This is a genomic window from Curtobacterium sp. C2H10 (assembly GCF_025407985.1).
In the GTDB taxonomy this organism is placed as follows: Bacteria; Actinomycetota; Actinomycetes; order Actinomycetales; family Microbacteriaceae; genus Curtobacterium.
In genome coordinates this window covers 13003-38880 of sequence record NZ_JABXGF010000021.1, presented here as the reverse complement: position 1 = coordinate 38880, position 25878 = coordinate 13003, and the positions used below count along the sequence as shown (strand labels likewise).

Sequence of the window (25878 nt, the reverse complement as noted above, 5' to 3'; positions counted from 1 at the left end):
AGGCAAGCCTTACCTCATCACAAGGGCGTTGCGGCGGTTCCCCCGATACGCGCAGGTGCCACACCGAGTTCGTGGGCGAGGAAGGTCCACATCCAGGACAGGGCGACCGTGTTCGTCAGGTCCGGCACCCCCTGCGCGATCTGCGTCGCCACCCCGTCGCTGTACGCCGCGAGCTTGAGCGCCACGATCTCGGGCGACTCCGCGGGCGTGAACACCCCCGCCTCGATGCCCCGACGGACGACCCGGACCAGGCAGGCCTCCCACACGCGGATCCGCTCGGCGTACTCCGCAGCGACCTCGGGCCGCCGCACGACCGCCGTCCAGTAGTCCGACCAGATCCGCCAGTGCTGCCGCACCTGCTCGGTGTCCCCGAAGAGCGGTTCCACGAGCATGCGGATGCCGGCGACGGGGTCCGGCTCCGCGTCGACCGCGGCAACGATCGCCCCGTAGAAGCGCTCCGTCTCGAGCACGACGACCTCGTTGAGGATCTCCGCGACGCTGCCGAAGTGGTACGTGACGGTCCCGACCGAGACGTCCGCCTCGGCGGCGATGTCCCGCAGCCCCGTCGCCCCGACGCCGTTCCGGACGATCACGGCGCGTGCCGCCTCGACGATCATCGCCCGCCGGACCTCGGGACGCTGCCGGACCCGTGTCTGCTCCGGCCCGCTCACGCCGAGGTCCTCGGCACCTCGTCGACGAACGTGTGCTCGGCGACGAGCACCTCGGCGACGTCGGGACCACCGTCCCGGGCCCAGGCACGCACGGTGTTCCGGACGTGGAAGGCGTCGGCGTCCGCGGTGACCTCGGAGGCGGTCTCGAGCCGTGCGGCCCACTCCGGCTTCGCCAGGCCGATCGACCAGCGGGACGTCGCGCTGGCGCTGGTGGGGTCGTCGGACCGGATGCGGTAGGTCTCGCGGGCGTCCTCGCTGAAGACGAGCCCGTCCGGGTACACGCGTCCGCCGCCGTACCCGGGGTCGACGTCGAGCGTCCACTCCCCCGACTCGACGTCGTGCGTGACGGTGCGCTGCGGCAGGACCTCGGTCGGCGCGACCCGGTCGATCGCGAGCGGCTCGGAGCGCTCCGGCTGCTCGAACCGCACGCCGTCGTCGGTGGCGCGGGTCCACACCGGGAGCTCGACGTGCGAGCCGGCGGGGTCGATCGTGACGGTCGGTGTGACGCCGTGCGGCCAGACCCACGGCCAGTACGACGTCGACACGGCGATCCGGAGCCGGTGTCCCGCGGCGAACCGGTGACCGGTCGACACGAGCCGGACCGGCAGTGACGCCGCGGCGCCGGGCTCGAGCGGGTCGTCCCGGTCCATCCCGTCGCGCTTCGCGGCGTTGAGCACACCCCGGGTCACGAGGGTCGACGACCCGTCCGGCGCGACGTCGCACAGGCGCACGATCACGGTGGCCCGGGGCTGGTCGCTCGTCACGGCGAGGTGGACGAGGACGGTGCCGAGCACGTCGACCGGCTCGTCGAGCGGCAGGTCGAAGCAGACCGAGCGGCCGTCCTCGGCGCGCTGGTCCGGTGGCAGGTCGGTGGCGTTGCCGAACGGGAAGAAGCGTCCGGCGTCGGCACCGGTGTGCTGCGGCGACCGGACGACGACCGCGCCGTCCGCGCCGCCGCGGAACCCGGCGAGGGGAACCGTGCGGGACACGGTGGCGGACGACGGCCAGGCCTCGGCACCGACCCACCGGCCGCGGCGCGTCTCGTAGTGGGTCGCCGGCGGCTCGCCCTCGTTGATCCAGGCCCGGAGCGCGGGCTCCTGCTCGACGCCGGTGTCGACCCCGCGCAGCCAGCGGTCCCACCACCGCAGGGTCTCCTGCAGGAAGCCGATCGACGGCCCGGGTGCGAGGCCCCGGTCGGGGTACTGGTGCGACCACGGTCCGACGATCCCCTTGACCGGGGCGTCCACGTTGGCCACGAGCCGGAGCACGGCGTCGCGGTACGGGTCGGCCCAGCCGCCGACCGCGAGGACCGCGGCGCCGATGTTCCCGTACTCCTCCGCGGCGCTGCCGTGCCGCCAGTAGTCGTCGCGCTCCTGGTGGGACAGCCACACGGGCGTCATCGGGCGGTTCGCATCGAGGCGGTCACGCCACCGGTCGACCCAGCCGGACCCGACCACCTCGGGCCGCGGCGGCCGCGAGTTGAACGCGAACATCGTCGCACCCCACGCCGCCATGTCGATCCCGAGCACCGCACCGCCGACGTAGTGCACGTCGTTGTCGTACCGGTCGTCGGTCGAGCACACCGTCACGATCGCCTTGAGGGCCGCCGGTGCCCGGGCCGCGAGCTGCAGCGCGTTGAACCCGCCCCACGAGATGCCGAACATCCCGACGGCGCCCGTCGACCACTCCTGTGCGGCGAGCCACGCGATCACGGCCTCGCCGTCGCGGAGTTCCTGCTCGCTGTACTCGTCGTCGAAGAACCCGTCCGACGAGCCGGTCCCGCGGATGTCCACCCGCACCGAGGCGTACCCGTGCTGCGCGTACCAGGGGTGCCGCTCGGAGTCCCGCGGCGCGGTCCAGTCGTCGAGCCGGTAGGGCAGGTACTCGAGCAGCACCGGCACGGGGCCGTCGGGTGCCGCCGGGGACCAGATCCTCGTGTGCAACCGGACGCCGTCGGACATCGGGATCCACTCGTCGCGGACGGTCACACCGTCGGGCAGGGCCGGGTCCACCCCGAGTGCGGTGAAGCCGGTCATGCGTCCTCCCAGTTCCGGGTCAGGTGTCCGTCACCGCGGTCGGTCCACCCCGGAGCCTCGCGCCACCGCGGCACGCCGTCGCCGACGTCGGGCAGCTCGGTGCTGCCGGGTTCGAGCGTCGCTGCGAGGAGCGTCGCCGTGTACGGGTGGTTCGGGCCGCCGAACACGGCCTCGGTCGGGCCGATCTCGACGATCCGGCCGCCGGTCATCACGGCGACGCGATCGGCCACACCCCGCACCACCGCGAGGTCGTGGCTGATGAACAGGCAACTCAGCCCGCGCTCGCGCTGCAGGTCGGCGAGCAGCGCGAGGATCCCCGCCTGCACCTGCACGTCGAGCGCGGTCGTGATCTCGTCGGCGATGACCAGGCGCGGCTCGGCGGCGAGGGCCCGGGCGATCCCGACACGCTGCCGCTGCCCGCCGGAGAGCTGCGCCGGCAGCCGGTCAGCGAACTCCGGCCCGAGGCCGACCTGGGAGAGCAGTTCCCCGACCCGATCGCGCGACGAGGAACCGGTGAACAGCTTCAGCGGCCGCGCGATGGCGGCCCCGACGGTCCGGCGGGGGTTCAGCGAGGTGTCGGCGTTCTGGAACACGAGCTGCACCGCACGACGGAGGTCCGGGGACCGTCCGGCGATCGGCTCGCGCAGGTCCCCGCTCACGGTCCCGTCGTCGAACGAGAACGTGCCCGACTCGGCCGGGACCAGACCGGCCAGGGCCGTCGCGAGCGTCGACTTGCCGCTGCCGGACTCCCCCACGACGGCGAGCGTCTCGCGCGGCGCGATCGTGAACGAGACGCCGTCGACGGCGGCCGGCAGGCCGCGTCCGTAGCGGATCACCAGGTCCTCGGCGGTCACCACGGGGCGGACGAGCGGTTCTGGGCCCACGCCGCCGGTTCCGGCGCGACGCGCCAGCGGCGGGCCGGCCGTGCCGGTGGGGAGACCAACGGTCCGGCCGGCCCTGGAGGCGACCGTCGACGAGACGGACGCCGTCTCGGGCACGTGGTCCGTTCCTCCTGGCCGGCGCCCGTCCGGCACCGCGGCCAGCAGGGCACGCGTGTACTCGTGCTGCGGGGAGGCGAAGAGCGCCGCCGTCTCGGCGTGCTCGACGACCTCGCCGTCGCGCATCACGGCGATCTCGTCGGCCATCGCGGACACGACGCCGAGGTCGTGGCTGACGAGCAGGACGGCCATGCCGAGCTCGCGGCCGAGGTCGGCGACGAGGTCGAGCACGGCGGCCTGCGTGACCACGTCGAGGGCGGTGGTGGGTTCGTCGAGGACGAGCACACGGGGGCGCGCGGCGACGGCCATCGCGATCGCGACGCGCTGCTGCTGCCCGCCGGAGAGCTGGTGCGGGTACCGGCGGACGATCGTCTCCGGCGACGGCAGCCGCACGAGCCGGACGAGCTCGAGCACGCGCTCGGGGCCGTCGGGCTCGCCGTGGGCGCGGAGGGCCTCGCGGATCTGCTCGCCGACGCGCATCGACGGCGTGAGTGCCTGTCCGGCGTTCTGCGCGACCACCGACGCGGTGCCGCCACGGAGCGCCCGTCGGCCGGCCGGCGAGAGGGCGAAGACGTCCTCGCCGTCGACGTGCACGGTGCCGTGCTCGATGCGCGACCCGGTCCGGAGGTGCGCGAGCAGGGTGCGGGCGACGGTGGACTTGCCGCTGCCGGACTCGCCGACGAGCCCGAGGGTCCGGCCCGCCTCGATGGCGAACGAGACGCCGCGGACGACCGGCACGGAGCGCTTGCCGGCGGCGTACGAGATCGCGAGGCGGTCGACCTGGACGATGCTCACGCGCTGACTCCCTTCGTCGCGCGGTCGACACCGAGCGACTTGCTCAGCCCGTCGGCCGCGAGGTTCAGGCCGACCACCAGGGTCGCGAGCGCCACGATGGGCGCGAGCGTGCCGAGGGGCACGACCGTGAGGGCGGTCCGGTTCTCCTGGACCATGAGCCCCCAGTCCGGTGTCGGCGGGTTCGCACCGAAGCCGAGGAACGACAGCGACGCCACGAGCAGCACGATCCAGGAGGCGCGCATCGCGTACTCGACGAGGACCACGTCGAGGACGTTCGGCAGGATCTCGCGGAACACGATGGACAGGGAGCGTTCGCCCCGGGCGCGCGCGGCCGTGACGTAGTCCTGCGTGATCACCGTCCGGGCCGCGCCGCGCACCACCCGGGTCACGGCGGGCGCGTAGACGATCGTCACGGCGAGGACGATCACCCAGAGCCCGGCGTCGAACACGGTGACGACGACGAGGAGCGCGAGGATCGACGGCACGCTGAGCAGGGCGTCCACGATCCGCATGACGACCTCGTCGAACCAGTTGTCGGCGTACGCGGTGACGCAGCCGAGGACGGTGCCGACCGCCACGGCGATCGTCGTCGCCAGGAAGGTCACGAGCAGGGCGTAGCGGCCGCCGTTGAGCGTCCGGGACAGGATGTCGCGGCCGTACTGGTCGGTGCCGAGCCAGTGCGTCCACGTCGGGCCGGCGAGCACGTCGGCGGAGTTCGTCGCGACCGGGTCGTGGCCGGCGATGACGGGGGCGAGGACGGCGAGCACGAGGTGCAGCGCGATCAGGCCGAGGCCGATGGCCAGCGCGGTGGAGCTGCGCAGGGGGGCGACGGCTGCGCCGATGACGTTCCGGGAACGCGGGGCGATGGCGGTCATGCTGCTGCCTTCCGGGTGGGGCGTGTGCCGGTGCGGCTCCGGGTGCGCGCCCGTCGCTGTCGTGTTCGGAGCTTCGGGTCGAGCACCAGCGCGACGAGGTCGGCCGCGAGGTTGCACACGACGTAGACGAGTGCGCTGAGGAGCGCGATCGCCTCGATCGTCGGCAGGTCGCGGTTGAAGACGGACTCGAGCATGAGCTTGCCCATGCCCGGGTAGTTGAAGACGTTCTCCACGACGACCACCCCACCGAGCAGCCAGGCCACGTTGAGCGCGACGACGTTGAGCGTCGGCAGGAGCGCGCTCGGGACCGCGTGCTTCCAGACGACCCGGCGCATCGTCAGGCCCTTCAGCTCCGCGGTGGTCACGAACTCGGACGCCATCACGTCGATCGTCGAGGAACGGGCGGTCCGGACGATGTACGCGGCCATCGCCAGGGTCAGCACGATGATCGGCAGCCAGATCGTCGGCAGGAGCTCGCCGACCGTGGCGTCGCTACCGCGCAGGACGACGGCGGGGAAGAGCGGCAGCCCGATCGCGAAGAGCAGCACGAGCACGGTGGCGACCATGAACTCCGGCACGCTCATCACGACGAGGCTGACGATCGAGATCACCCGGTCGGACGCACGGCCGCGGCGGACCCCGGCGATGACGCCGAGCGCGAGGGACAGTGTGACGCCCACGACCATCGCGGGGACGGCGATGAGCATGCTGTTGCGGAACGCCGTGAACAGCGTCGGGGCGACCGGCTCCCCGCTGACCAGCGAGGTGCCGAAGTCGCCGTGCACCGCTCCGGCGAGCCACTGCAGGTACCGGAGCCAGACGTTCTGGTCGAGGCCGAGCGACTCCCGGAGCTGCTTGACGGCGTCGGGTGTGGCGTTCTGCCCGAGCAGCTGCTGCGCGACGTCGCCGGGCAGCGCCTGCACGGCGAGGAACACGAACAGCGACGCGAGCACCACCGTGAGCACGGCGATGCCGAGCCGACGGAGGACGGGGACGAGGACGTCCGAGGGCTTGCTCGTGGTCGTCGTCATCGTCGCAGTCCGATCCGGAGGTAGTCGAACTCGAAGCCGTACTCCGAGTAGTTCACGACGTCGCGGGACAGCCCGACCAGGCGGTCGCCGAACATCGGGGTCATGTCCGCGCCGTCCTCGACCACGAGCCGCTGGGCGTCCTGGTACAGGGTCAGTCGCTTCGCGTCGTCCATCTCGGCGCGGGCGTCGTCGAGCAGCCCGTCGAACCGCTCGTTGGACCACGCGCTCTCGTTGTACGACGAGCCGGACCGGAAGATCTGGTTGAGCAGCTGGTCGATCGGCCGGCCGGTGAACCAGTAGCTCACCATGAGCGGCTTCTGCATCCAGATCTGCGTGTAGTACGAGTCCGAGCTGGCGTTCTTCACCGTCAGGCGGATGCCCGCGTCCGCGACGGCGTCGCGGTAGGCGACGGCCATCGGGGTGAACACCGACTCGTAGCTCGACGTGTAGATCGACGCGCGGAGGTCCGACCGACCGGCGGCCTTGAGCAGCGCCTTCGCCTTGTCCGGGTCGTACTCGCGGTGGTCGTCCACGAAGGCGGCGAGCTGCGGCGGCACGGGGTTGTCCCAGCCCGGCGACCCGGTGCCCTGCAGGGCGGTGTCGACGATCGTGCGCGGGTCGTAGGCGAGCTTCATCGCCTGGCGGACCCGCGGGTCGCGGAACTCCTCGGAGGTGGCGAGCATCGGGATCGTGTACCACTGCGCGTTCTTCGAGCGGGCGATGGTCGCACGATCGGAGGCGGCGACGACCCGAGCCGTCGCGAAGTCGAGGTTCGTCTGCGAGATGAGGTCGATCTGCCCCGCGAGCAGTGCGTTCACCCGGGCGGTGGTGTCCTGGATCGAGTAGAAGTCGATGCCGTCCAACGCGGGGCGGCCGGCGAAGTGGTCGTCGAACGCCTCGACGCTGCCGGCACCCGCCGGAGTGAAGGACGACAGGCGGAACGGCCCCGTGCCGATGCCCGTCCGGCCGATGTCGGCGATCGCCCCGGCCGGCACGATGTAGCACTGGTACGCGGTCAGCAGCGACGGGAACTCCGCGTTCGGCTTCGTGAGGGCGAACCGCAGCGTGTACGGGTCGACGGCCGTCATCGAGCGGGCGTCCATCACCTCGCCGAGCACCCCGGCCTGCGGGCTGCCGGTCTTCTCGTCGAGGATGTGCCGGATGCTCGCGATCGCGTCGTCGGCGGAGAAGCGCGACCCGTCGTGGAACTGCACGCCCCGGCGGAGGCGGAAGGTCCACTCGGTGCCGTCCTGGTTCGCCGACCACTCCTCGGCGAGGTCGGGCACGGTCCGGCCCTGCTGGTCGAGCTTGACGAGCCGGTTGTAGAGCGCGCCGAGGTACTCGTAGGCCGACAGGGAGCTCGCCGAGTCGAGGGTCTCGGCGGCCGACGCGGCAGGTCGGGCGATCCGGAGTCGACCGCCGCTCCGGGCGGTGCCGGTGGCGGCGGCCTCGGGAAGGTCGGTGGTGCCGGCCGAGGCGCCGGAGCTGCACCCGGTGAGCGTCAGCAGGCCGAGGCCGGCGAGTCCTGCGGCGCCGGTGAGGAGCGCACGACGGCTCGGGCCGCGGGCGTTCCGGGGTTCGGGGACGATGGGCTGCATTCGGGGTGACCCCTCCTGGTAATCGTTCCGGTGAACGATAGAGGGCGGATCGTCCCCGGCCAAGCCCGACGAGACGGACGCCGGTCGCCCTCACGGGGCCCCGATCCGCACGGTGACCGCGATCGAGCGGTCTCCCGCAGCCGCACCAGAGGCACGGGAACGTTTACCAACCCGTTACACGAGCGCCTGCGCGAGGCGGGATGATCGACCAGAGCGGCGCCCGCGTGGTCGCCGGACACGCGACCGAGGAGCACCGATGGCGACGTTCACCCGAGGCTTCGGCGGTCGCCGTGACGCCCGCGACGACCCGAGCATCCCACCGGGCCAGACACTCGTCCGCGACTGGCCCGTGCTGTCGGCCGGCGCCACCCCCGAGATCGAACCGTCCGACTGGAGCTTCTCGATCCGCACCGAGTCCGGCCTGCACAGCTGGACCTGGGACGAGGTGCAGGCGCTCGGCGTCGAGGACGTCACCGTCGACATCCACTGCGTGACGCACTGGACGAAGCTCGACATGCCGTGGCGCGGTGTCCCGCTCGACCGGCTGTTCGCCGACGTCGAGACCTCGCTGGACTACTGCATGGTGCACAGCTTCGGCGGCTACACGACGAACGTGCCGCTCGACGAGCTCCTCGACGGGCAGGCGTGGATCGCGTTCGAGGCCGACGGCGAACCGCTCACCCCCGAGCACGGCGGTCCCGCACGCCTGCTGGTCCCCCACCTGTACTTCTGGAAGAGCGCGAAGTGGGTGCGCGGCATCGTCATGCAGTCCGACGACGAACCCGGCTTCTGGGAGAACGCGGGCTACAACCTGCACGGCGACCCGTGGAAGGAAGAGCGGTACTGGTGAGCGCGGTGGGAGGCCTGGAGGAACGGATCACCCCGCCGACGTCGGCTGCCCTCCGGCGGCGGCCGGCCTGGCACACCGCGACGGTCGCCGCCGTCTCCCCCGAGACCCCGAACGCCAGGCGGATCGTCCTGGACGTCCCGACGTGGCCGGGCAACGACCCCGGCCAGCACCTCGACCTGCGCCTCACCGCCGAGGACGGCTACCAGGCGTCACGCTCCTACTCGATCGCCTCGTCCGGCGCGACGACGTCGGTCGTGCTCGCGGTCGACCGGGTCGAGGAGGGCGAGGTCTCGCCCTTCCTGGTGGACGCCGTCGAGGTCGGGGACGCACTCGAGGTGCACGGACCGCTCGGCGGGTGGTTCGTCTGGCGCCCGGGCGTGTCGGAGCGGCCGGTGCAGCTCATCGCCGGTGGTTCGGGGATCGTCCCGCTCGCCGCGATCGCGAGCGCGCACGCCGACGCCGGTGACGGTGACGCCGCACCGTTCCGGCTCCTCTACGCCGTGCGCACGCCGGAGGACGTGTTCTTCCGCACCGAGCTCGCCCGTGCCGAGGCCGCCGGGGTCGACACCACCGTCGTGTACAGCCGCCGTGCCCCGGACGGTGCCGCGGTCCCGGCCGGCCGACTCACCCGGGACGCCCTGGCCGCAGCGGTGTTCCCGCCGGACGCCGGCGCCCTCGTCTACGTCTGCGGGTCGACGCCGTTCGTCGAACAGGTGCTGACGTGGCTCGGCGAGCTCGGGCACGACACGACCGACGTCCGCGCCGAGCGGTTCGGAGGCGGCGCATGACCGTGCTCGACGGCAACGCGTTGGCCGGGGTGCTCATCGGGTTCCTCGGCTCGGACCCCACGGTGGCCGCGCTCCGGTGCTCGGGGTGCAGGACGGTCGGGGCGCTCGCGGGCACCTCGGTGCACGCCAGCCCGATGGGCTTCGTCGCGCGGTGCCCGCACTGCGACGACGTGCTCGTCACGGTCGTCGACGCTCCGGGCGGACCGTGGGTCGGCATGCCCGGTGCCCGGGTCGCGCTCGACGCCGACTGAGGACGTCCGTCCGGGCGGAGTGCAAACGACACGCCGAGCACGTGCGAGGGGATGCGGGATCCGTGCGGGAAACCGCACGGTCCGGGAACCGACCCATCCGGACGGGGCGCCGCTCCGGATCACCCGATGGGCGCCGACCGGACCACCCATCCGCCGGCGCTCGAGGGGGCACGGTGGCCCACGCGTCCGAGGGGCGCGGGCACCCGAAGCCTGCGCCCCACGGACCGGATTCGGCCACCAGCCCGGACGACGAAGGCCCCGGTCGAGTGACCGGGGCCTTCGCAGTTCCGAGCGGATGACGAGATTCGAACTCGCGACCCTCACCTTGGCAAGGTGATGCGCTACCACTGCGCCACATCCGCGTACACGAGAACACTACCAGGCCGAGGGAGTTCGATCACACCATGAGCTACGTGCACGACAACCCCGGCGGTACCGAGGCCCACGGTGTGGACCTCGTCGACGGCGACGAACCAGCGGCGCGGATCCTCGTGCACGGCGACCTGCCGACGACGATCGAGCACGAGGGCCGGACCTGGCTGTCCTCCGGCGAGAGCCACGACGACGGCGACGACCAGGCGCCCCCGATCGCGATCTACCGGCCGGTCGGCTGAGCAGTGACCACCGCTCTGGAGGACGTCGTCGCCCTCTTCGAGTACGCCACCACGCGCCTCCTGGACCGCGTCGCGGGCCTGACCGATGATGAGTGGGCCTGGGAGCCGATCGGGGACGAACCGCGCGTGTCGATCCGCTGGCGGCTCGACCACATCGCCGAGACGCTCGACGGACCGCGCAATCGTGCGTTCCTCGGCGTCGGACCGACCGACGACGCGGCACCCGTCCCCGCGGTGTCGGCGGACGCGGCGGTCGCCGCCGTCCGCGACGCCGCCGCCCGCTTCGCCGCGCTGGCCCGTGGGCTCGGCGCCTCGGCGTCCGAGCCCCTCGGTCCGGTCGCGGGTCCGTACGGCGCCGACAGTCGGCTCTCGTTCGTCCTGCACGTCGTCGACGAGCTGGTGCACCACGCCGCCGAGGTCGCGCTGCTCCGCGATCTCCACGCCGGCTGGGAGCGTGCACATCGGGTGGCCCCACACTGACGGCACGGTGTCACCAGGGTGGACCGCGGAACCCCTCGGTCATCCTGGGGAACCGCCGAGGGAGACCCCATGACGAACCCATCCGAGGCGGCCACGACACCCCTCGCACTCACGAGCGTGGTGGCCTCCGGCCTCCCCAGCGAACTCGGCAGCCCCGCGGCAGCGAAGTACTACGACGTCCCGGCCGTGTTCAACCGTCGACCAGACGCCACCGAGACCACGGCGCTGCGCGGTGCCGACGGACACGCCCGGCTCGCCGCAGCCGGGTACCCCGACGTGACGCTCGACGTCCAGGACCGCCGCCTGGTGATCGGACACACGAACCTCGGGCAGCTCGAACGCGGCCTCGCCACCGCCGTCGCGACGATCGTCGACACCGTCAGTCGCGCGTCGCTGGCCGAGAAGGAGGTCGCGCGGGACGCCGCACGGGCCGACTTCGACGACCGGACGGCCCGGGCGCAGGACGTGACACGGGCAGCGGAACGCATTCGCTTCGTCCCGGAGGCAGCGCGGGTGCACTAGGGTCTCGGAAAACGGACAATGCATCGACGGCCGGATGGACCGTGCGACGGATCGCACGACGGCGGACGACCGAGAACGGTGTCACCCATGGATCAATTCGCTGCTGCAGCGGCCGCCATGCAGGCCGCGCCGGAGGGTACCGACCTGTGCCCGCCCTTCCTCGCCACCCTCCCCGTGACGAGCGTCGGCATCTCGACGCTCGGCGACCCGTTGGGCTCGATGACGGTGTGCGCGAGTGACGCGATGGCGGAGCGGGTCGACGAGATCCAACTCGACCTCGGCGAGGGGCCGTGTTGGCAGGCGCTCGAGACCCGGCGCCCCGTCCTCGAGGCCGATCTCACCGCCACGACGACCGCGACCTGGCCCGTCGCACTCGAGGAACTCCTCCGTGCCGGGGTCGGTGCGCTCTTCTCCTTCCCGATGCGCATCGGGACGATCCCCGTCGGTGCCGTCGACCTCACGGTGGGCGAGGAACGGACCCTGACCCGCGGACAGGTCCAGGGGGCGATCGAGCTGAGCACGGTCGCCGCTCGGCGTGTCCTCCGGGACGCCCTGCTCGCCGCTGCCGCCGACGGGCGCGCGGACATGGAACCCGGACGATACTCGAGGCGAGAGGTGCACCAGGCCACCGGCATGGTCGCAGCCCAGCTCGGCGTCAGTGTCCAGGACGCCCTGCTCGTCCTGCAGGCCCACGCGTACGCCACCGAACGCACCGTCCGCGACGTCGCCGCGGACATCATCGAACGCCGACTCGACCTCGCCCGGCCGTACGGTTCCGAGACCTAGGGAGCACGCACCATGGCACCGACCCGCGAGCACCGACTCGTCGACACCTTCGTCGCGCTGACCGACATCCTCGTGGACGACTACGACGTGGTCGAACTCCTGCAGAACCTCGTCGACAGCGTCGTCGACATCTTCGACGCGTCCGCCGCCGGCATCCTGCTCGTCAACCAGTCACAGGAGCTCGAGGTCCTCGCGTCCACGAGCGACCGGTCGAGCTTCCTCGGACTCCTGCAGCTCGACGCCGGCGAGGGCCCCTGCGTGGAGTGCTTCGCCACCGGGCGCCCGGTGTCGGTGCGCGACCACGCCGAGATGGAACGTCGGTGGCCGACGTTCGCCGCGGCCTCGGCCGAGTCCGGCTACGCCTCGGTCCACGCCATCCCGATGCGGCTGCGCGACACCACGCTCGGGTCGCTCAACCTGTTCCGCGAGAGCGAGGGCGCCCTGAACCGCGACGACGCCCTCGCCGCCCAGGCGCTCACGGACGTGGCCACGATCAGCATCCTGCAGCAGCGGTCGCTCGAACACGCCAACCTGGCGCAGCAGCAGCTGCAGCGCGCACTCGACAGCCGGATCGTCATCGAGCAGGCGAAGGGCTTCCTCGCCCAGACCCACCGGATCGACATGGACCAGGCCTTCGCGAAGCTGCGCGCCCACGCGCGGTCCAACCAGGAGCTGCTCGCCGACGTCGCGCGCGCGGTCGTGGAGCGGCGACTCGTCATCCCCTGAGGCGCGCAGGCCGCTCCGCGTAGCGTGCAGGACACCACGTAGCCCCGGTCCCCGGTTACCGCGTCACCGCTGCACCCAGGAGGACACCATGGTCGACGACACGACCGCACCGGTCGGCTACCGGAAGACCACACCGCGCGACGGCCGGCCCGACACGACGTCGACCTACACCGCGCTGCTCGCCCAGGTCCGCACCGCCGGACTCCTCGGGCGTCGGACCGGCTGGTACTGGGGGCTCGTCGCCGTCCTCACGGCGCTGCTCGTGGCCACGGGCACCGCGTTCGCCGTGCTCGGCGGCTCGTGGTGGCAGCTCGTCGTCGCGGGGGTGCTCGGACTGCTCTTCACCCAGTTCGCGTTCCTCTCGCACGAGGCCGCACACCGGCAGGTCTTCGCCAGTCACGACTGGAACGACCGTGCCGCACGGTACGTCGGCACGTTCCTGACCGGCATCAGCTACGCCTGGTGGATGAACAAGCACACCCGGCACCACGCGAACCCGAACACGGTCGGCAAGGACCCGGACATCTCGTTCGACGCGATCTCGTTCCGGGCGGAGGACGCGCGGAGCCGCACCGGGTTCCTGCACGTCCTGGTCCGGGTGCAGGGGTGGGCGTTCTTCCCGATGCTCCTCGTCGAGGGCGCGAACCTGCACTGGCAGTCGATCCGCACCTACACGGGACGCGGAGCCGTCAAGCACCGCTGGGCCGAGGGGTCCGTCTTCGCCGGACGCTTCGTGCTCTACGTCGGCGCGGTCTTCTGGGTCCTGCCGATCGGCATCGCGTTCGCGTTCCTCGGCGTCCAGCTGGCGGTGTTCGGCTTCTGCATGGGGATCGCGTTCGCGCCGAACCACAAGGGCATGCCGATCATCGAGGCCGGACGCCGGGTCGACTTCCTCTCCCGCCAGGTGCTGACCTCCCGCGACATCAGCGGCGGGCGGTGGGTCGAGTTCTTCATGGGCGGGTTGAACCACCAGGTCGAACACCACCTCTTCCCGAGCATGGCCCGGCCGAACCTCCGTGCGGCGCGGGACCTCGTCCGCCGGTACTGCGACGAGCAGGGGGTGCCGTACACCGAGACGACCCTCGTGCACTCCTACGTGATCGTCGTGCGGTACCTCAACGAGGTCGGCCTGGCGGCGAGCGATCCGTTCGCCTGCCCGGTGGTCGAGCGCTTCCGGGCCCCGTGACCGTCGGCGGTCCCCGCTAGGGTCCGGGCGTGATCACACGCACCACCGGTCAGGGCCGCCCGCTCGTCGCCGTGCACGGCTTCGGCATCGACCACCGCATCCTGCTCCCCCTCGAGCACGCCGTCGCGGACGCGCCGTGGCGGTGGGTGCACCTCGACCTGCCGTGGGTCCGGGAGTCGCCGGGGTACGACCCCTCGGCCTCGAGCGCGCAGGACGTCGCCGACGCCGTCCGGGAAGCGGTCCGTGCGCACCTGGGCGACGAGCCGTTCGCGATCGTCGGCAACTCGTTCGGCGGCATGGTCGCGCGCTCCGTCGCGCACGAGCTCCGCGGCCAGGTGCTCGGCCTCGCCACGATCGTCGGCGTCGTCGAACCGGACCACGCACGCCGACGAGTGCCCCCGCGACAGGTCGTCCTCCCCGATCCGGCCGTGGTCGCCGCGGCCGAGCCCGGTGCCGCCCGCGACGACTTCGCCGCGCTCAGCGTCGTCCAGACCACCGCGACGCTCGAGGCGTACGAACAGTCCGTGCTCCCCGGCCTGCACGCCGCCGACCAGGCCGTGGTCGACCGGATCGCGTCCGACTACGCGCTGCGCACCGAACCCGAGGCGCTCCACCCCGATCCGTTCACGGCACCGACACTGCACCTCTTCGGCCGTCAGGACGACGTGGTCGGGTACGAGGACGGCTGGGCGCTGCGCGACCACTACCCCCGCGCGACGTACGCCGTGCTCGACGCGGCGGGGCACAACGCCCACCTGGAACGTCCGGCCGTCGCGGCGGCACTGTTCCGCGACTGGCTCGACCGGATGGCCTGAGCCGGGGCGTCCGCCGCCCAGCCGCCGAGGACTACCGTCGAGCCAGGTGACCCCAGCCCACGGCCGCCGGAACGATCCCATCGTCCAGCGACCGGAAGCACCATGACCTCCCTCTCCAGCACCGAGCACGCCGAGACCGACGACGTCCGCTGGGCGGCGGTCGATCCGCGGACCTGGGAGGCGCGGTGCGGCTCCGTCGTGATCGGCACGGTGGTCTTCGGGTCGCGGTACGTCGTGCGGCTGCGGGACGGCGACATGACCGGCTTCCACACCAGTCTCGAGAGCGCGAAGGCGCAGCTCGAGGCGTGGGTCCGCTGGCAGTCGGGGCCTCCCGGCGAGCTCTGAGAGGCTGGGTCGGTGCACATCACACTCGACTCCACGACCGCGACCGACGTCGTCACCGACATCCGGTTCCCCGAGGGCAACCGGTGGCACGACGGCCGGCTCTGGTACTCCGACATGCACACGGGCGAGGTGTTCTCGCTGCGCCCCGGCCCGGGCGCGCAGCCCCGGCTCGAGGCCACGGTGGACGGGCAGTCCTCGGGCCTCGGGTGGCTGCCGGACGGCCGGGTGATCGTCAGCGCGATGGAGTCCCGCACGGTCGTGGCCGTGGGCGAGGACGGCGCGGCCGAGGTGTTCGCCGACCTGTCCGGGGTCGAGTCCTCGCTGCTCAACGACCTGGTCGTCGACGACGCGACCGGCCGCACCTACATCGGTGCCTTCGGCTACGACCTCTACGGCGGTGAGGAGCTCTGCCCCGGCCCGCTCTGGGTGATCGACACCGACGGGTCTCACCGCCTCGCCGCGGACGGGCTCGTCTTCCCGAACAGTGCGAACGTCCTCCCGGGGACCCGCACGCTCGTGGTCAGCGAGACGTGGGGTGGTCGCCTGACGGCGTTCGACATCGAGCCCGACGGTTCCCTGACCGGACGACGCGAGTGGGCGGCGCTCCCCGCCGGCACCACGCCGGACGGCAGCACCGTCGACCGCGACGGCGCGGTCTGGGTCTGCTCCGTCGACACCGGCGAGTTCCTGCGGGTCGTCGAGGGTGGCACGGTGACGGACCGCATCGACGCCCCGGGTCGGTGTGCGATCGACTGTGCGCTCGGCGGCGAGGACGGGCGCACGCTCTACCTCGCGACCGCCGACAGCTACGACCCCGCCGTGACGGCACGGACCCGGGCCGGTCGGATCAGTTCCGTGCGCGTCGAGGTCCCGGGGTGGTGACGGCGACCGGTCGGTCGTGACGCCGCGCGGAGATCGCTCCGTGCGGCCGCGGGGTCGCGTCGTCGGCGTCCCGGGTGACCGCCTCGACGACGTCGAAGCCCGCTGCGGAGACCGCTGCTGCCAGACGGTCCACCGACCACCGGTGCGCGGTGGTGACCGCGTGGTCGAACGGCTCCACGTCCGGTCCGGTGGGGAACCCGACGAGCAGCCCGCCGCCGGGGCGGAGGACCCGCGCGAACTCCTCGAGCGGACGTCGCAGGGCAGCCGGGTCGTGGTGGATCAGCGAGTACCAGGCCAGGACGCCACCGAGGCTCTCCGGCTCGTCGGGGAGCGCGTCGACGTCCGCGACCGCGAACGGGATGCCCGGGTGCGCCTGCCGGGCGTGGGCGACGAACTCCGGGACCCGGTCCACACCCCGTGCGTCGTGCCCGAGCGAGGCGAGCTGTGCGGTCCAGTGTCCGGGGCCGCACCCGCCGTCGAGCAGGGGTCCGTCGACGGTCGACGCCCACGCCGTCACCAGCGCTTCGTCGGCCGGGTGGACGGAGGTCATCGACCCCAGGTGCTCGATGTACTCGACGGCGCGACGCGAGTACGCCGACGTGACGGGGTCCGGGTCGCCGGGATGCACCATCACCACGTCGACGTCGTCCTCGTGGTCACGGACGAACCCGTGCCGCTCGTAGAGTCGCTGTGCCGCACTCCCCTGCAGCACGATGAGTCGCGTGTCCCCGGCGTGCGGCTCGGCCAGCACGGTCCGCAGCACCGACGACCCGATGCCGCGCCCCTGCAGGTGCGGCGCGAGGTACAGGTGCTCGATCCACCGGTCGCTGCCCTCGACCCGGACCGTGACGGAGCCGACGTCGGCGCCGTCGACCACGATGACCCGCGTGCTGTCGGGCAGGAAGCCGCGCCGCAGCCGCTCCCGGACGCGCACGTCGTCGTACCGGCCGAGTCGGCGGAGGTCGGCTCGGAGCACCTCGGCCCGAAGGTCCGCGACCCACTCCACGTCGTCGGGGGTACCGGGGCGCAGCGAGATGTCCATCCCCGCCATCGTACGGTCGCCGGACACGCCGTAGCCTGGCCGCGTGGCACCTTCGCGAGCGGTCGGGTTCGACCTCGACGGAACCCTCTTCGACCACCGGGGCGCCGCCCGCACCGGCGCGGAGCAGTTCCTCACCGGGCTGGGCGTCACCGTCACCCCGTCGGTGCTCGACGCCTGGTCCGCCGCCGAGGACGAGCACTTCGAGCGCTGGCGTTCCGGCGAGATCGGCTTCCAGGAGCAGCGGCGCGAGCGGCTCCGGACCGTCCTGCCCCCGCTCGGGATCGTGCTCCCCCACGACCCCGACGCTCTGGACAGCGTGTTCGAGCGGTACCTCGACGCCTACCGCGCCGCCTGGCGTGCGTTCCCGGACGTTGCGCCGCTGCTCCGCGAGCTCCGGACGCGCGGCTACCGCCTCGGGCTGCTGACGAACGGGTCCGCGGAACAGCAGTCCGAGAAGCTGGCGGCGACCGGACTCGACACCGCACTCGACGTGGTGTGCATCTCGGAGCGCATCGGCGTGCAGAAGCCCGACGAGGGAGCCTTCCACGCGCTCGCCGAGGCACTGGGGGTGCCCGCGTCGGCGTGCCTCTTCGTCGGCGACGACCCGGTCCGCGACGTCGCCGGGGCCCGGTCCGCGGGGATGCGCACCGTCCTCGTCGACCGGTACGCCGACGGTGCACCCGACGTCCGGCACCAGGTGCTGTCCGCGCTCGGCGAGTCCTGAACGACGCGGCGTCCGGGTCGGCTCGCGCCGTTCCCTAGGCTGGTGCGATGCGCTCCCTGACCCGGCTCGACGACTGGACGGCAGACGAGGTCGAGGAGGTCTTCGCCCTCGCGGACGCGTACCGCACCGGTCAGGGGCCGACGACCGACGGCTCTGCGGTGATGTTCTTCCCCGCGACCAGCCTGCGCACGCGGGTCACGTTCGAGCGCGGAGCCGCGACGATGGGACTGCAGCCGATCGTCTTCCCGGACACCACGCTCGACAAGCCCGAGGCGCTCTCGGACGTCGCCGGCTACCTGGCCTCGTGGGCGGACGTCCTCGTCGTCCGCCACCACGACCTCACCGTCGTCGAGGGCCTCGCGGCTGCCGGAGCACTCCCCGTCGTGAACGCGATGACCGACGAGAACCACCCGTGCGAGGTGCTGTCCGACCTGTACGCCCTGCGGCGGGAGCAGCGCGACCTCGGCACGCTGCGCTTCCGTTTCGTGGGCGCCGACGGCAACATCGCCCGGGCGTGGCAGGAGGCCGCACGTGTCCTGCAGCTCGACCTGGTGCAGTGCTGCCCCGCCGTCCTCGCGACCCCCGGAGCCGCCTGGACGGACGACCTCGCGACCGCCATCCGGACGGCCGATGTCGTCATCACCGACGGGCCCGGGCGGCATGCCGAGGCGCTCGAGCCGTTCCGGGTCACGGCGGACCTGCTCGACACCGCACCGGCCGGCGTCCGCTTCGCCCCGTGTCCGCCGTTCGTGCGCGGGCGGGAGGCCAGCGCGGACGCCGTGGCGCACCCGGCCTTCGTGGGTCACGGGTTCAAGGGGTCGCTGCTGCCGGTGCAGCAGGCCGTGCTGGCGCACTGCATCGGTCTCGCCTGATCCGGCCCACTCCCTACCGCTCGACTCGCACCGGAGCACGGCCCGACCGCCCGACACGGACCCGGAGAGATCGCACGGAGAGCGCGATGCCGACACCGTCGAGCACGACGAGGAGTCCGAGCGCAGCGTGCGCGACCACCCAGAGCGCAGCATCGTGCGGGAGCAACTGCGACGGGTCGAACGCACCGGTCGACTCCGAGCGGTCGACAGCCCGGTCGTGAGCCTCCGTGTACAACGCGAAGAAGGCGACGAACGCCGCGTTGAACACGGCCGCAAGCCCCCAGATCACCGAGACCGTCACCAGGGAGAGCGGCCGGGGCGTTCGACGTCGGACATGGGGCAACCGTAGACGGGCACGACCGGGCGATCGGCAGGGGGAACCGCGTCCTGGCGTGAGCGTCTTCGAAGGGACGGAACGACGAAAGCCCCCGGTTTCCCGGGGGCTTTCTTGTGTGGTGGGCGATACTGGGATCGAACCAGTGACCTCTTCCGTGTCAGGGAAGCGCGCTACCGCTGCGCCAATCGCCCAGAGGAGTGTGGAACTGGAGGTGGGGACGGGATTCGAACCCGCGTGGACGGCTTTGCAGGCCGCTGCCTAGCCTCTCGGCCACCCCACCATCGAGGTTCACGTCTCCGTGAGTACCCGAACGGTGGGATACCCTCTGGTGAGTCGTGACGTTCCGGAGAACACCACACTCGAGCGGATGACGAGATTCGAACTCGCGACCCTCACCTTGGCAAGGTGATGCGCTACCACTGCGCCACATCCGCATTTGTCCGACCCGCTGTCGCGGCGACGACGTAAACTCTATACGAACCCGGGGGCATCCACCAAAATCCTCCTCGTTCACCGGGCGTGTCCCCCGTGTTCATGCGGATCGGGCGGGTTCCACCGCCCGCGCCACACCCGGGACGCGCGCCGTGTTCGGCACCGGCCCCGGCATCCGCTACTATCGACTGGCACGCACAGTGCAGGGGGCGATTGGCGCAGTTGGTAGCGCGCTTCGTTCACACCGAAGAGGTCATCAGTTCGAGTCTGGTATCGCCCACCCACCCGCAAGAGCCCGGCGCAACAGCGTCGGGCTCTTCGCATCTGTTGAGACAGTCACCAGCCAGATCGGACGAAGGGGCGCATGACCGACGTCGACCTCGAGTTCGCCCGGGTCCGGGCAGTCCTCGACCGTCCGACCCTCCGGCTGATGTCCCGGCCGACCAGCGCCGTCGTCCTCGCCGTGTTCCGCACGGTGTTCGACCGCGACGTGCAGTACGTCCCCGCGGACCGGATGCACCTGCAGGTCGAGGAGCACGTCGCACGGCTCCAGGCCGCCGGCGCGCGCACCCCCGCGAGCGAGCAGGCGGAGCAGCCCGAGCAGGACGCCCGACCGAACGGCCGCGCCCTCTGCCGCGAGTGGGTCGCCGCGCAGTGGCTCGTCCGCTCGAACTCCCCCGACGGCGACGAGCAGTACTCCCTGACGAGCCACGCGCTCGAGGCCCTGTCCCTCGTCGACGCCCTGTCGTCCGACCGGGCGCTCATCAGCGAGAGCCGGCTCGCGATGATCGTCGACGCCGTGCACCGCTGGGCCGCCCGCGCCGAGCCCGACCCCGACGTGCAGATCCGCCGCATCGACGCGCAGATCGCCGAGCTCCAGGCCGAGCGTGAGCGACTCGAACAGGGTGACGTGGACACCGTGGACGACGCCCGGATGCGCGACGGCTACACGAACATCTCCGACCTGATCCGCCAGCTCCCGAGCGACTTCAAGCGTGTAGAGGAAGCGGTGGCGACGATGCACCGCTCGATCGTCGAGGACTTCCGGCAAGAGGTCCGTCCGATCGGCGAGATCCTCGACGACTACCTCGCCCGCACGGACAACCTCATGCAGGCCACCCCCGAGGGCCGTGCGTTCGAGGGGGCGTTCGAGCTGCTCCGCGACGACGCCCTGCTGCTGCGGCTCCGAGACGACATCGCGACGATCCTGGCCCACCCCTTCGCGGACTCCCTCGGGGCGTCCGAGCGCCGGGCCTTCCGCAACACGGTGGTCATCCTCCGCCAGGGCATCGAGGACGTCCTCGCTCAGCGACGACAGCTCACGGCGACGCTGCGCGACCAGATCGTCGCGCACGACGTCGCCCGCGACCGTGAACTCGACGCCGTCATCCGGTCGATCGAGCGCGGGCTGGCGACCTGGATGGAGCAGGGGTCGGCGCGCGACCGGCTGCCCCTCGGCCTCCTGCCGGCGACGGCCGAGGTCGGCACGCTGCGCGAACGGTTCTACGACCCGGACGCCGAGTCCGTGCCGCCCGCGATCGAGGAGCCGGACGACGACGTCTTCGAGGAACTCGACGTGGAGACGCTCCGGCGACACGGCGGACCGCTCCTCACCGAACTCCGTGCGGCACTGCGCTCCGCCGAGGCCGACTCCAGCGTCGACGCCTTCCACGGCCTGCCGCCGGAGCAGCGGCGCCCGGTCGAGCTCTTCGGACTCGCGCACCTCCTCACCGGTCACGAGGACTTCGAGTCCGCCACGCACCTCGCCGAGCACCGGACGGTCCGTCCCGACGGCAGCCCGGTCACCTTCCACATGCCGACCGCGGCGCTCACCGACGAACGCCGCGACCGGACGCCAGACACGACGAACGACGAACACGCACAGGAGGCGCGGTGAGCGACACGACGCCGGCACCGGTCGACGAGACGGTCCCCTACGACGACCCCGCACCCGTCCCGCAGGACGACGAGCGCGACGAGACGAGCTTCGCCCTCTTCGAGGGCGACGAGGGACGACTGGACGACCGGCAGCGTCGTGCCCTCGTGGCGCTGCTCCGCAACTCCTACGTCAGCGCAAGGACGCACGCCGACGAGTGGCGCGCCGTGCTCGACGCGGAGTACCAGCTCCGCTCGCGCCTCAACGACCTGTTCCTCGAACTGCACGTGGACCGCGACCGCGAGGTCGCCTGGAAGCGTCAGGCCCGCTCCGAGAGCCAGCGCCGCGGCTTCCCCACGCTGCTGCGCGACGTCCCGTACACGCGCGAGGAGACGATCGTCCTCGTCTACCTGCGCATGCGCCTCCGCGCCGACACCCGCCCGGGCCCGGACCAGGTCGTCGTTGACCGCTCCGAGATCCTCGGGCACGTCGCCGGGTTCCGCCCCGCGACGGCGACCGACCGCACCCGTGACGAGGGGCGCGTGGCGAAGGCGGTCGAACGCCTCGTGACCGCCCGGATCCTCCTGAAGACGAGCGACCCGGACCGGTTCCGGGTCGCGAGCGTGGTGGAGGTGCTGCTCCCGCTGGAGCGGCTGCGCGACCTCGACACGTGGTTGGCGAGCACAGCGTCGCGGACCGCCACCGCGCCCGGGGACGCGACCACCCCGGACGGCGAGCCGACCGACGGGGACGACCCGTCCCTCCTGGCCGACGAGACCGACACCGACGACGAAGGCGAGACGGAAGCGTGACCGACACCTTCGAGATCCCGGCCCTGTTCGACACGGTCGCGCAGTGGCGCGCCGAGTCGATGCAGGTCGTGAACTGGGGCGGCTTCCACGGCCACCGCCAGGTCGAGCTGTCCGGCACCGCGACGCTCATCTCGGGCGCGTCCGGCACCGGCAAGTCGACGCTGATGGACGCGTACCTCGCCGTGATGATGCCGTCGGACGTGCCGTTCAACGGCGCGTCGAACGACGCGACCACCGGGCGCGCGCGCAGTGCCGACCAGCGGAACCTGCTGACGTACCTGCGCGGCAAGGTGGACACCCGTCGCGACCCCGAGTCCGGCGCCCTGCGCGACGTGAACCTGCGCGGCGACGACCAGACCACGTGGGGTGCCGTCGCGGTGACGTTCCGGAACGACGACGAGCGGCGCTTCACGGTGCTGCGCGCGTACATCGTGCCGAAGCGTGCGCGGGGCGTCGGCGACATCCAGATGACCATGGCGACGGTGGACGACACGTTCGACCTGCGCGGGCTCGAGGAGTTCGTGCCGACGCGGTTCCACCACCTCGAGCTCACCGGGCGCGTGCCGGGGCTCGTCATCCGCGACACCTACCAGGAGCTCGCGTACACGCTGCAGACCCGCCTCGGGATCGGCGACTCCGGCGGTGGCAACCGGGCGATGCGGCTCCTCGCGCGCATCCAGGCCGGGCAGCACCTGCCGACCGTCGACGCCCTGTACAAGTCGCTCGTGCTCGAGACGCCGGGCACGTACGAGGCCGCCGACCGCGCCCTCGCGCACTTCTCCGCCCTCGACGAGGCGTACGAGGCGATGGACACCGAGGAGCGCAAGGTCCGCATCCTCTCCCCCATCACCGAACTGCACGCCGAGATCGCGCGCTCGAGGGCCGCGGCCGAGGCGCTCGACGGGATCGCGACCGGCGCCGAGGTGTCCCCGTTCGCGCACTGGACCGCATCGCGCAAGCGCGCACTCCTGGACGCCGAGGTGGACCGCAACGGACGCGAACGCACGGCTGCCCGCGCCGAGGTCGCCGCGGCGGAGGCCCGGCACGCCGCGGTCGAGATCGAGCTGCGCGATGCCGAGGCCCGGCTCCGCGACCAGGGCGGGAACGCGCTGGCGCAGCTCGAGGACCGCATCGACCGTCGGACGCGGGAGCGCGACGCCGTCGTCCGCACCCGGGCGACGTTCGACGAGCGGACGGCCGTGCTCGGGTCGCCCGTGTCCACCGAGCAGTCCTTCACCGCCGCGCAGCGGGCGTCGCACGAGTTCCTCGGCACCTACCCCGCGTCGCGCGCGGAGCTCGACGAGCGCCGTGACGCCCTCACCCGCGAGGAGTACCCGCTCCTCGACCGCGAGCGGTCCCTCCGCCAGGAGCGTCAGTCGCTCGAGCACCGACAGGGCGCCATGCCGCTGCCGATGCACGAGGCCCGACTGGCGATGGCCCGTGCCGCCGGCATCGACCCGTCCGAGCTGCCCTTCGTCGCCGAACTGCTCGACGTGCTGCCCGGCGAGGAGCGCTGGCGCACGGCGATCGAGTCCGTCCTGGCGCCCGTCGCCCGCACGCTCCTGGTCGACCAGGACCGCCTCGCCGACTTCAGCGAGGCGATCGACGCGCTCCGCCTGCCGGTGCGCGTGCAGTTCGAGGGCGTCCCGACGGGGCCGCACATCGACGTCGACGGCGACCCGTCCATGGTGTCCGGCAAGCTCGCGATCAAGCAGTCGCCGTTCAGCACCTGGGTGCGCGAGCGCATCGAGTCCGACCGCACCGACGCCCGGTGCGTCGGGTCCGCCGCGGACCTCGGCGGCGGCGGCCGGCGCGTCACCGAGTCCGGACAGCTCCGCGACGGTCGACGCGGTGCCCACGGCGACCGGCGTCAGGCGAACGTCATCGGCTTCACGAACGAGGCGCGGGTCGCCTCGGTGGAGCAGGAGCTGGCCGCGATCGCCGAGGACCTCGCCACGCTCGAGGCCCGGCGTACCGACGTCGCGCAGGACATCACGGCGCTCGACGTCCTCCGCGCCGCGCACCAGCACATCGTCGACGTCACGTGGGAGGCGATCGACGTCGTCGGGCTCGAGGACTCGCTCGCCCGCCTCGACCAGGAACGCCAGGCACTCCTCGCCGCCGACGACGGCCTCCGCACGCTGCGTTCGGCCGTGGGTCGGCTCCGGGCGTCCCTCGACGAGGCGTCGGACCGTCGCGCCGCTGCCCGCCAGTCGGTCGCCCGGCTCGAGGAGCGGCACGCCGTGCTCGTGGACGGTCAGGACGCCGCGGCCGAGATCCTGTCGCGCTTCGAGGACACCCCTGACGCCCTGCCGGACGACCGACAGGCGCAGCTGCTGTCCGAGACGTTCGAGGAGATCGGAGCGCCGGACGGCGTCGACGGCTTCGACGACGCCACCCGCCGCCTGAAGCGCCGGCTCGAGGAACGCCTCGCGCAGGCGCTCGACGGCGCCGCCTCGGCCTCGACCGCGTTGACGCTGACCTTCCAGCGCTACCAGGACGCATGGCCGGACCCGAACCTCGGGACCGGCGTCGCGTCCTACCCCGACTACCGCGCCATCCTCGACCAGATCGTCGCGACGGGCCTGCACTCCCGCCGGAGCGAGTGGCGCCGACGCCTGTCGCAGTGGAGCGGCGAGGACCTCGTCCCGCTCGCCGGCGCCTTCGACCGGGCCGTCGTCGAGATCGAGGAGCGGCTCGAACCGGTCAACGAGATCCTCCGCGAGCTGCCCTTCGGTGCGAACCGCGACCGGCTGAAGATCCAGATCCGCCGGGTCACGCGCGAAGAGGTCACGGCCTTCCGTCGGGAGCTGCGGGCACTGTCGGCGTCGGTCGACACCGAGCTGACCGACGACGTGCTCGAGACCCGGTTCCGCCGGCTCCGACGCTTCATGGCCGTCATCCGCCCCGACCCGTCCGTTCCCCGTGGCGGCCGGACCACGCAGCGCGACGCCGTGCTCGACGTCCGGCGGCACATGGAGATCACGGCCGTGCGGTACGACACCGAGGGCAACGACCTCGGCGTGTACTCGTCCCTCGGCGACAAGTCCGGCGGTGAGACGCAGGAGCTCGTGGCGTTCATCGTCGGTGCCGCGCTCCGGTACCAGCTCGGCGACGAGACCCGGCCGCGGCCGCGGTTCGCGCCGGTCTTCCTCGACGAGGCCTTCATCAAGGCGGACTCGGAGTTCGCGGGGCGTGCGGTGACGGCGTGGCTGCGGCTCGGGTTCCAGCTCGTCGTGAGTGCGCCGCTCGACAAGGTCACGGCGCTGGAGCCCTCGATGGAGCGGCTCCTGTCGATGCGCAAGCACCCGGACACCGGGCACTCGTCGATCACCGAGATCGCGCGGGCCGCCGTGGGGGCGTAGGCGCGCCGCCCGTCCCCGTGCCGCCGCCCGTCCGCGGGCCGCCGGGATCGCACGAACTGCCGCCCGGCGCCGGCAGCAGCGGCACCTCGTGCGACCTCAGCGACGGGCGCACGGCATGTCGTGCGACCGGAGCGAACGTCACCGTCACCCCCGGACTGGGGTGTCGGTA

At 72.4% G+C, this 25878-nt stretch carries 25 protein-coding genes and 5 tRNA genes; 18 read left to right on the top strand and 12 right to left on the bottom strand.

What is annotated here, in order from left to right; all coding sequences use genetic code 11:
- Positions 1–17: 17 nt before the first annotated feature.
- From HWD93_RS09780 to HWD93_RS09755, 6 genes are read right to left on the bottom strand one after another with little or no spacing between them, the layout of a single operon-like run.
- Positions 18–671, bottom strand: a complete 654-nt coding sequence (locus HWD93_RS09780) for a TetR/AcrR family transcriptional regulator (protein WP_254789585.1) — start codon at positions 669–671, stop codon at positions 18–20.
- Positions 668–2707 (bottom strand): CocE/NonD family hydrolase, encoded by a 2040-nt coding sequence (locus HWD93_RS09775; protein WP_261646700.1) that lies wholly within the window; start codon positions 2705–2707, stop codon positions 668–670. The genes HWD93_RS09780 and HWD93_RS09775 overlap by 4 nt, the downstream gene beginning before the upstream one ends.
- The gene (locus HWD93_RS19465; protein WP_261646699.1) at positions 2704–4500 is read right to left on the bottom strand and encodes an ABC transporter ATP-binding protein; all 1797 of its coding nucleotides are present in this window, start codon (positions 4498–4500) and stop codon (positions 2704–2706) included. The genes HWD93_RS09775 and HWD93_RS19465 overlap by 4 nt, the downstream gene beginning before the upstream one ends.
- Positions 4497–5375: an ABC transporter permease gene (locus tag HWD93_RS09765; protein ID WP_071294646.1), complete on the bottom strand. Its 879-nt coding sequence runs from the start codon at positions 5373–5375 to the stop codon at positions 4497–4499. Before HWD93_RS09765 ends, HWD93_RS19465 begins: the two co-directional genes overlap by 4 nt.
- Positions 5372–6406: an ABC transporter permease gene (locus HWD93_RS09760; RefSeq protein ID WP_071294645.1), complete on the bottom strand. Its 1035-nt coding sequence runs from the start codon at positions 6404–6406 to the stop codon at positions 5372–5374. The genes HWD93_RS09765 and HWD93_RS09760 overlap by 4 nt, the downstream gene beginning before the upstream one ends.
- On the bottom strand, positions 6403–8004 hold the full coding sequence (locus tag HWD93_RS09755) for an ABC transporter substrate-binding protein (protein WP_261646698.1): 1602 nt from the start codon (positions 8002–8004) through the stop codon (positions 6403–6405). Before HWD93_RS09755 ends, HWD93_RS09760 begins: the two co-directional genes overlap by 4 nt.
- A gap of 256 nt (positions 8005–8260) precedes the next feature.
- Here HWD93_RS09755 and HWD93_RS09750 point away from each other — a divergent pair, with 256 nt between their 5' ends.
- Genes HWD93_RS09750 through HWD93_RS09740 form a run of 3 tightly spaced genes read left to right on the top strand, consistent with a single transcriptional unit; the run spans position 8261 to position 9893 of the window.
- On the top strand, positions 8261–8854 hold the full coding sequence (locus HWD93_RS09750; RefSeq protein ID WP_261646697.1) for a molybdopterin-dependent oxidoreductase: 594 nt from the start codon (positions 8261–8263) through the stop codon (positions 8852–8854).
- A complete protein-coding gene (locus tag HWD93_RS09745; RefSeq protein ID WP_261646696.1) occupies positions 8851–9642 on the top strand; it encodes an FAD-binding oxidoreductase in 792 nt (263 codons plus the stop codon). The genes HWD93_RS09750 and HWD93_RS09745 overlap by 4 nt, the downstream gene beginning before the upstream one ends.
- Complete coding sequence (locus HWD93_RS09740) at positions 9639–9893, top strand: DUF6510 family protein (protein WP_261646695.1); 255 nt, start codon at positions 9639–9641, stop codon at positions 9891–9893. The genes HWD93_RS09745 and HWD93_RS09740 overlap by 4 nt, the downstream gene beginning before the upstream one ends.
- A 290-nt stretch (positions 9894–10183) precedes the next feature.
- Here HWD93_RS09740 and HWD93_RS09735 read toward each other — a convergent pair.
- Positions 10184–10255 (bottom strand) — tRNA-Gly (locus tag HWD93_RS09735).
- Positions 10256–10297: 42 nt separating this feature from the next.
- On the opposite strand from HWD93_RS09735, the gene HWD93_RS09730 reads away from it, so the two are divergent.
- The 9 genes from HWD93_RS09730 (at position 10298) to HWD93_RS09690 (ending at position 16249) form a co-directional block, all read left to right on the top strand.
- Positions 10298–10507 carry a hypothetical protein gene (locus tag HWD93_RS09730; RefSeq protein ID WP_070418928.1) on the top strand — a complete coding sequence of 70 codons (210 nt, stop codon included), beginning with the start codon at positions 10298–10300 and terminating at the stop codon, positions 10505–10507.
- 3 nt (positions 10508–10510) lie between these two features.
- A complete protein-coding gene (locus tag HWD93_RS09725; RefSeq protein WP_261646694.1) occupies positions 10511–10987 on the top strand; it encodes a DinB family protein in 477 nt (158 codons plus the stop codon).
- 69 nt (positions 10988–11056) lie between these two features.
- On the top strand, positions 11057–11509 hold the full coding sequence (locus HWD93_RS09720; RefSeq protein WP_261646693.1) for a hypothetical protein: 453 nt from the start codon (positions 11057–11059) through the stop codon (positions 11507–11509).
- Between the two features lie 87 nt (positions 11510–11596).
- Positions 11597–12295: a GAF and ANTAR domain-containing protein gene (locus HWD93_RS09715; protein ID WP_083295359.1), complete on the top strand. Its 699-nt coding sequence runs from the start codon at positions 11597–11599 to the stop codon at positions 12293–12295.
- Between the two features lie 12 nt (positions 12296–12307).
- Positions 12308–13021 carry a GAF and ANTAR domain-containing protein gene (locus HWD93_RS09710; protein WP_071301610.1) on the top strand — a complete coding sequence of 238 codons (714 nt, stop codon included), beginning with the start codon at positions 12308–12310 and terminating at the stop codon, positions 13019–13021.
- 88 nt (positions 13022–13109) lie between these two features.
- Complete coding sequence (locus tag HWD93_RS09705) at positions 13110–14207, top strand: acyl-CoA desaturase (RefSeq protein ID WP_229086553.1); 1098 nt, start codon at positions 13110–13112, stop codon at positions 14205–14207.
- A 29-nt stretch (positions 14208–14236) separates the two neighbouring features.
- On the top strand, positions 14237–15022 hold the full coding sequence (locus tag HWD93_RS09700) for an alpha/beta fold hydrolase (protein WP_261646692.1): 786 nt from the start codon (positions 14237–14239) through the stop codon (positions 15020–15022).
- Between the two features lie 102 nt (positions 15023–15124).
- Complete coding sequence (locus tag HWD93_RS09695) at positions 15125–15367, top strand: hypothetical protein (RefSeq protein ID WP_071294635.1); 243 nt, start codon at positions 15125–15127, stop codon at positions 15365–15367.
- Between the two features lie 12 nt (positions 15368–15379).
- Positions 15380–16249, top strand: coding sequence for an SMP-30/gluconolactonase/LRE family protein (locus HWD93_RS09690; RefSeq protein ID WP_261646691.1), 870 nt, complete (start codon positions 15380–15382; stop codon positions 16247–16249).
- Here the strand turns inward: HWD93_RS09690 and HWD93_RS19140 are convergent.
- Positions 16215–17291 (bottom strand): GNAT family N-acetyltransferase, encoded by a 1077-nt coding sequence (locus HWD93_RS19140; RefSeq protein ID WP_306577111.1) that lies wholly within the window; start codon positions 17289–17291, stop codon positions 16215–16217. The two genes, HWD93_RS09690 and HWD93_RS19140, sit on opposite strands and share 35 nt — an antisense overlap.
- A 43-nt stretch (positions 17292–17334) precedes the next feature.
- Here HWD93_RS19140 and HWD93_RS09675 point away from each other — a divergent pair, with 43 nt between their 5' ends.
- Positions 17335–18015, top strand: a complete 681-nt coding sequence (locus tag HWD93_RS09675) for an HAD family hydrolase (RefSeq protein ID WP_261646690.1) — start codon at positions 17335–17337, stop codon at positions 18013–18015.
- Between the two features lie 47 nt (positions 18016–18062).
- Positions 18063–18887 (top strand): ornithine carbamoyltransferase, encoded by an 825-nt coding sequence (locus tag HWD93_RS09670; RefSeq protein ID WP_261646689.1) that lies wholly within the window; start codon positions 18063–18065, stop codon positions 18885–18887.
- 13 nt (positions 18888–18900) lie between these two features.
- Here the strand turns inward: HWD93_RS09670 and HWD93_RS09665 are convergent, their stop codons facing one another.
- The 4 genes from HWD93_RS09665 to HWD93_RS09650 all read right to left on the bottom strand — a co-directional run bounded on the left by HWD93_RS09665 (position 18901) and on the right by HWD93_RS09650 (position 19658).
- Positions 18901–19188: a hypothetical protein gene (locus HWD93_RS09665; RefSeq protein ID WP_261646688.1), complete on the bottom strand. Its 288-nt coding sequence runs from the start codon at positions 19186–19188 to the stop codon at positions 18901–18903.
- Between the two features lie 152 nt (positions 19189–19340).
- A tRNA-Val gene (locus HWD93_RS09660) sits at positions 19341–19415 on the bottom strand.
- Positions 19416–19430: 15 nt separating this feature from the next.
- Positions 19431–19504, bottom strand: a tRNA-Cys gene (locus HWD93_RS09655).
- A gap of 82 nt (positions 19505–19586) precedes the next feature.
- Positions 19587–19658 (bottom strand) — tRNA-Gly (locus HWD93_RS09650).
- Positions 19659–19863: 205 nt separating this feature from the next.
- Here HWD93_RS09650 and HWD93_RS09645 point away from each other — a divergent pair.
- The 4 genes from HWD93_RS09645 to HWD93_RS09630 all read left to right on the top strand — a co-directional run bounded on the left by HWD93_RS09645 (position 19864) and on the right by HWD93_RS09630 (position 25709).
- Positions 19864–19936, top strand: a tRNA-Val gene (locus HWD93_RS09645).
- Positions 19937–20020: 84 nt separating this feature from the next.
- Positions 20021–21553: a DUF3375 domain-containing protein gene (locus HWD93_RS09640; protein WP_261646687.1), complete on the top strand. Its 1533-nt coding sequence runs from the start codon at positions 20021–20023 to the stop codon at positions 21551–21553.
- Positions 21550–22344 (top strand): DUF4194 domain-containing protein, encoded by a 795-nt coding sequence (locus HWD93_RS09635; protein WP_229086560.1) that lies wholly within the window; start codon positions 21550–21552, stop codon positions 22342–22344. The genes HWD93_RS09640 and HWD93_RS09635 overlap by 4 nt, the downstream gene beginning before the upstream one ends.
- Positions 22341–25709: an ATP-binding protein gene (locus HWD93_RS09630; RefSeq protein ID WP_261646686.1), complete on the top strand. Its 3369-nt coding sequence runs from the start codon at positions 22341–22343 to the stop codon at positions 25707–25709. The genes HWD93_RS09635 and HWD93_RS09630 overlap by 4 nt, the downstream gene beginning before the upstream one ends.
- Positions 25710–25878: the final 169 nt, after the last annotated feature.

What these genes read in the sequence shown, in the direction of transcription:
- HWD93_RS09775 (WP_261646700.1), bottom strand. Translation starts at nt 2,707, where the DNA reads ATGACCGGCTTCACCGCACTCGGGGTGGACCCGGCCCTGCCCGACGGT.
- HWD93_RS09765 (WP_071294646.1), bottom strand. Translation starts at nt 5,375, where the DNA reads ATGACCGCCATCGCCCCGCGTTCCCGGAACGTCATCGGCGCAGCCGTC.
- HWD93_RS09760 (WP_071294645.1), bottom strand. Translation starts at nt 6,406, where the DNA reads ATGACGACGACCACGAGCAAGCCCTCGGACGTCCTCGTCCCCGTCCTC.
- HWD93_RS09755 (WP_261646698.1), bottom strand. Translation starts at nt 8,004, where the DNA reads ATGCAGCCCATCGTCCCCGAACCCCGGAACGCCCGCGGCCCGAGCCGT.
- HWD93_RS09750 (WP_261646697.1), top strand. Translation starts at nt 8,261, where the DNA reads ATGGCGACGTTCACCCGAGGCTTCGGCGGTCGCCGTGACGCCCGCGAC.
- HWD93_RS09740 (WP_261646695.1), top strand. Translation starts at nt 9,639, where the DNA reads ATGACCGTGCTCGACGGCAACGCGTTGGCCGGGGTGCTCATCGGGTTC.
- HWD93_RS09730 (WP_070418928.1), top strand. Translation starts at nt 10,298, where the DNA reads ATGAGCTACGTGCACGACAACCCCGGCGGTACCGAGGCCCACGGTGTG.
- HWD93_RS09720 (WP_261646693.1), top strand. Translation starts at nt 11,057, where the DNA reads ATGACGAACCCATCCGAGGCGGCCACGACACCCCTCGCACTCACGAGC.
- HWD93_RS09715 (WP_083295359.1), top strand. Translation starts at nt 11,597, where the DNA reads ATGGATCAATTCGCTGCTGCAGCGGCCGCCATGCAGGCCGCGCCGGAG.
- HWD93_RS09710 (WP_071301610.1), top strand. Translation starts at nt 12,308, where the DNA reads ATGGCACCGACCCGCGAGCACCGACTCGTCGACACCTTCGTCGCGCTG.
- HWD93_RS09705 (WP_229086553.1), top strand. Translation starts at nt 13,110, where the DNA reads ATGGTCGACGACACGACCGCACCGGTCGGCTACCGGAAGACCACACCG.
- HWD93_RS09695 (WP_071294635.1), top strand. Translation starts at nt 15,125, where the DNA reads ATGACCTCCCTCTCCAGCACCGAGCACGCCGAGACCGACGACGTCCGC.
- HWD93_RS19140 (WP_306577111.1), bottom strand. Translation starts at nt 17,291, where the DNA reads ATGGACATCTCGCTGCGCCCCGGTACCCCCGACGACGTGGAGTGGGTC.
- HWD93_RS09670 (WP_261646689.1), top strand. Translation starts at nt 18,063, where the DNA reads ATGCGCTCCCTGACCCGGCTCGACGACTGGACGGCAGACGAGGTCGAG.
- HWD93_RS09640 (WP_261646687.1), top strand. Translation starts at nt 20,021, where the DNA reads ATGACCGACGTCGACCTCGAGTTCGCCCGGGTCCGGGCAGTCCTCGAC.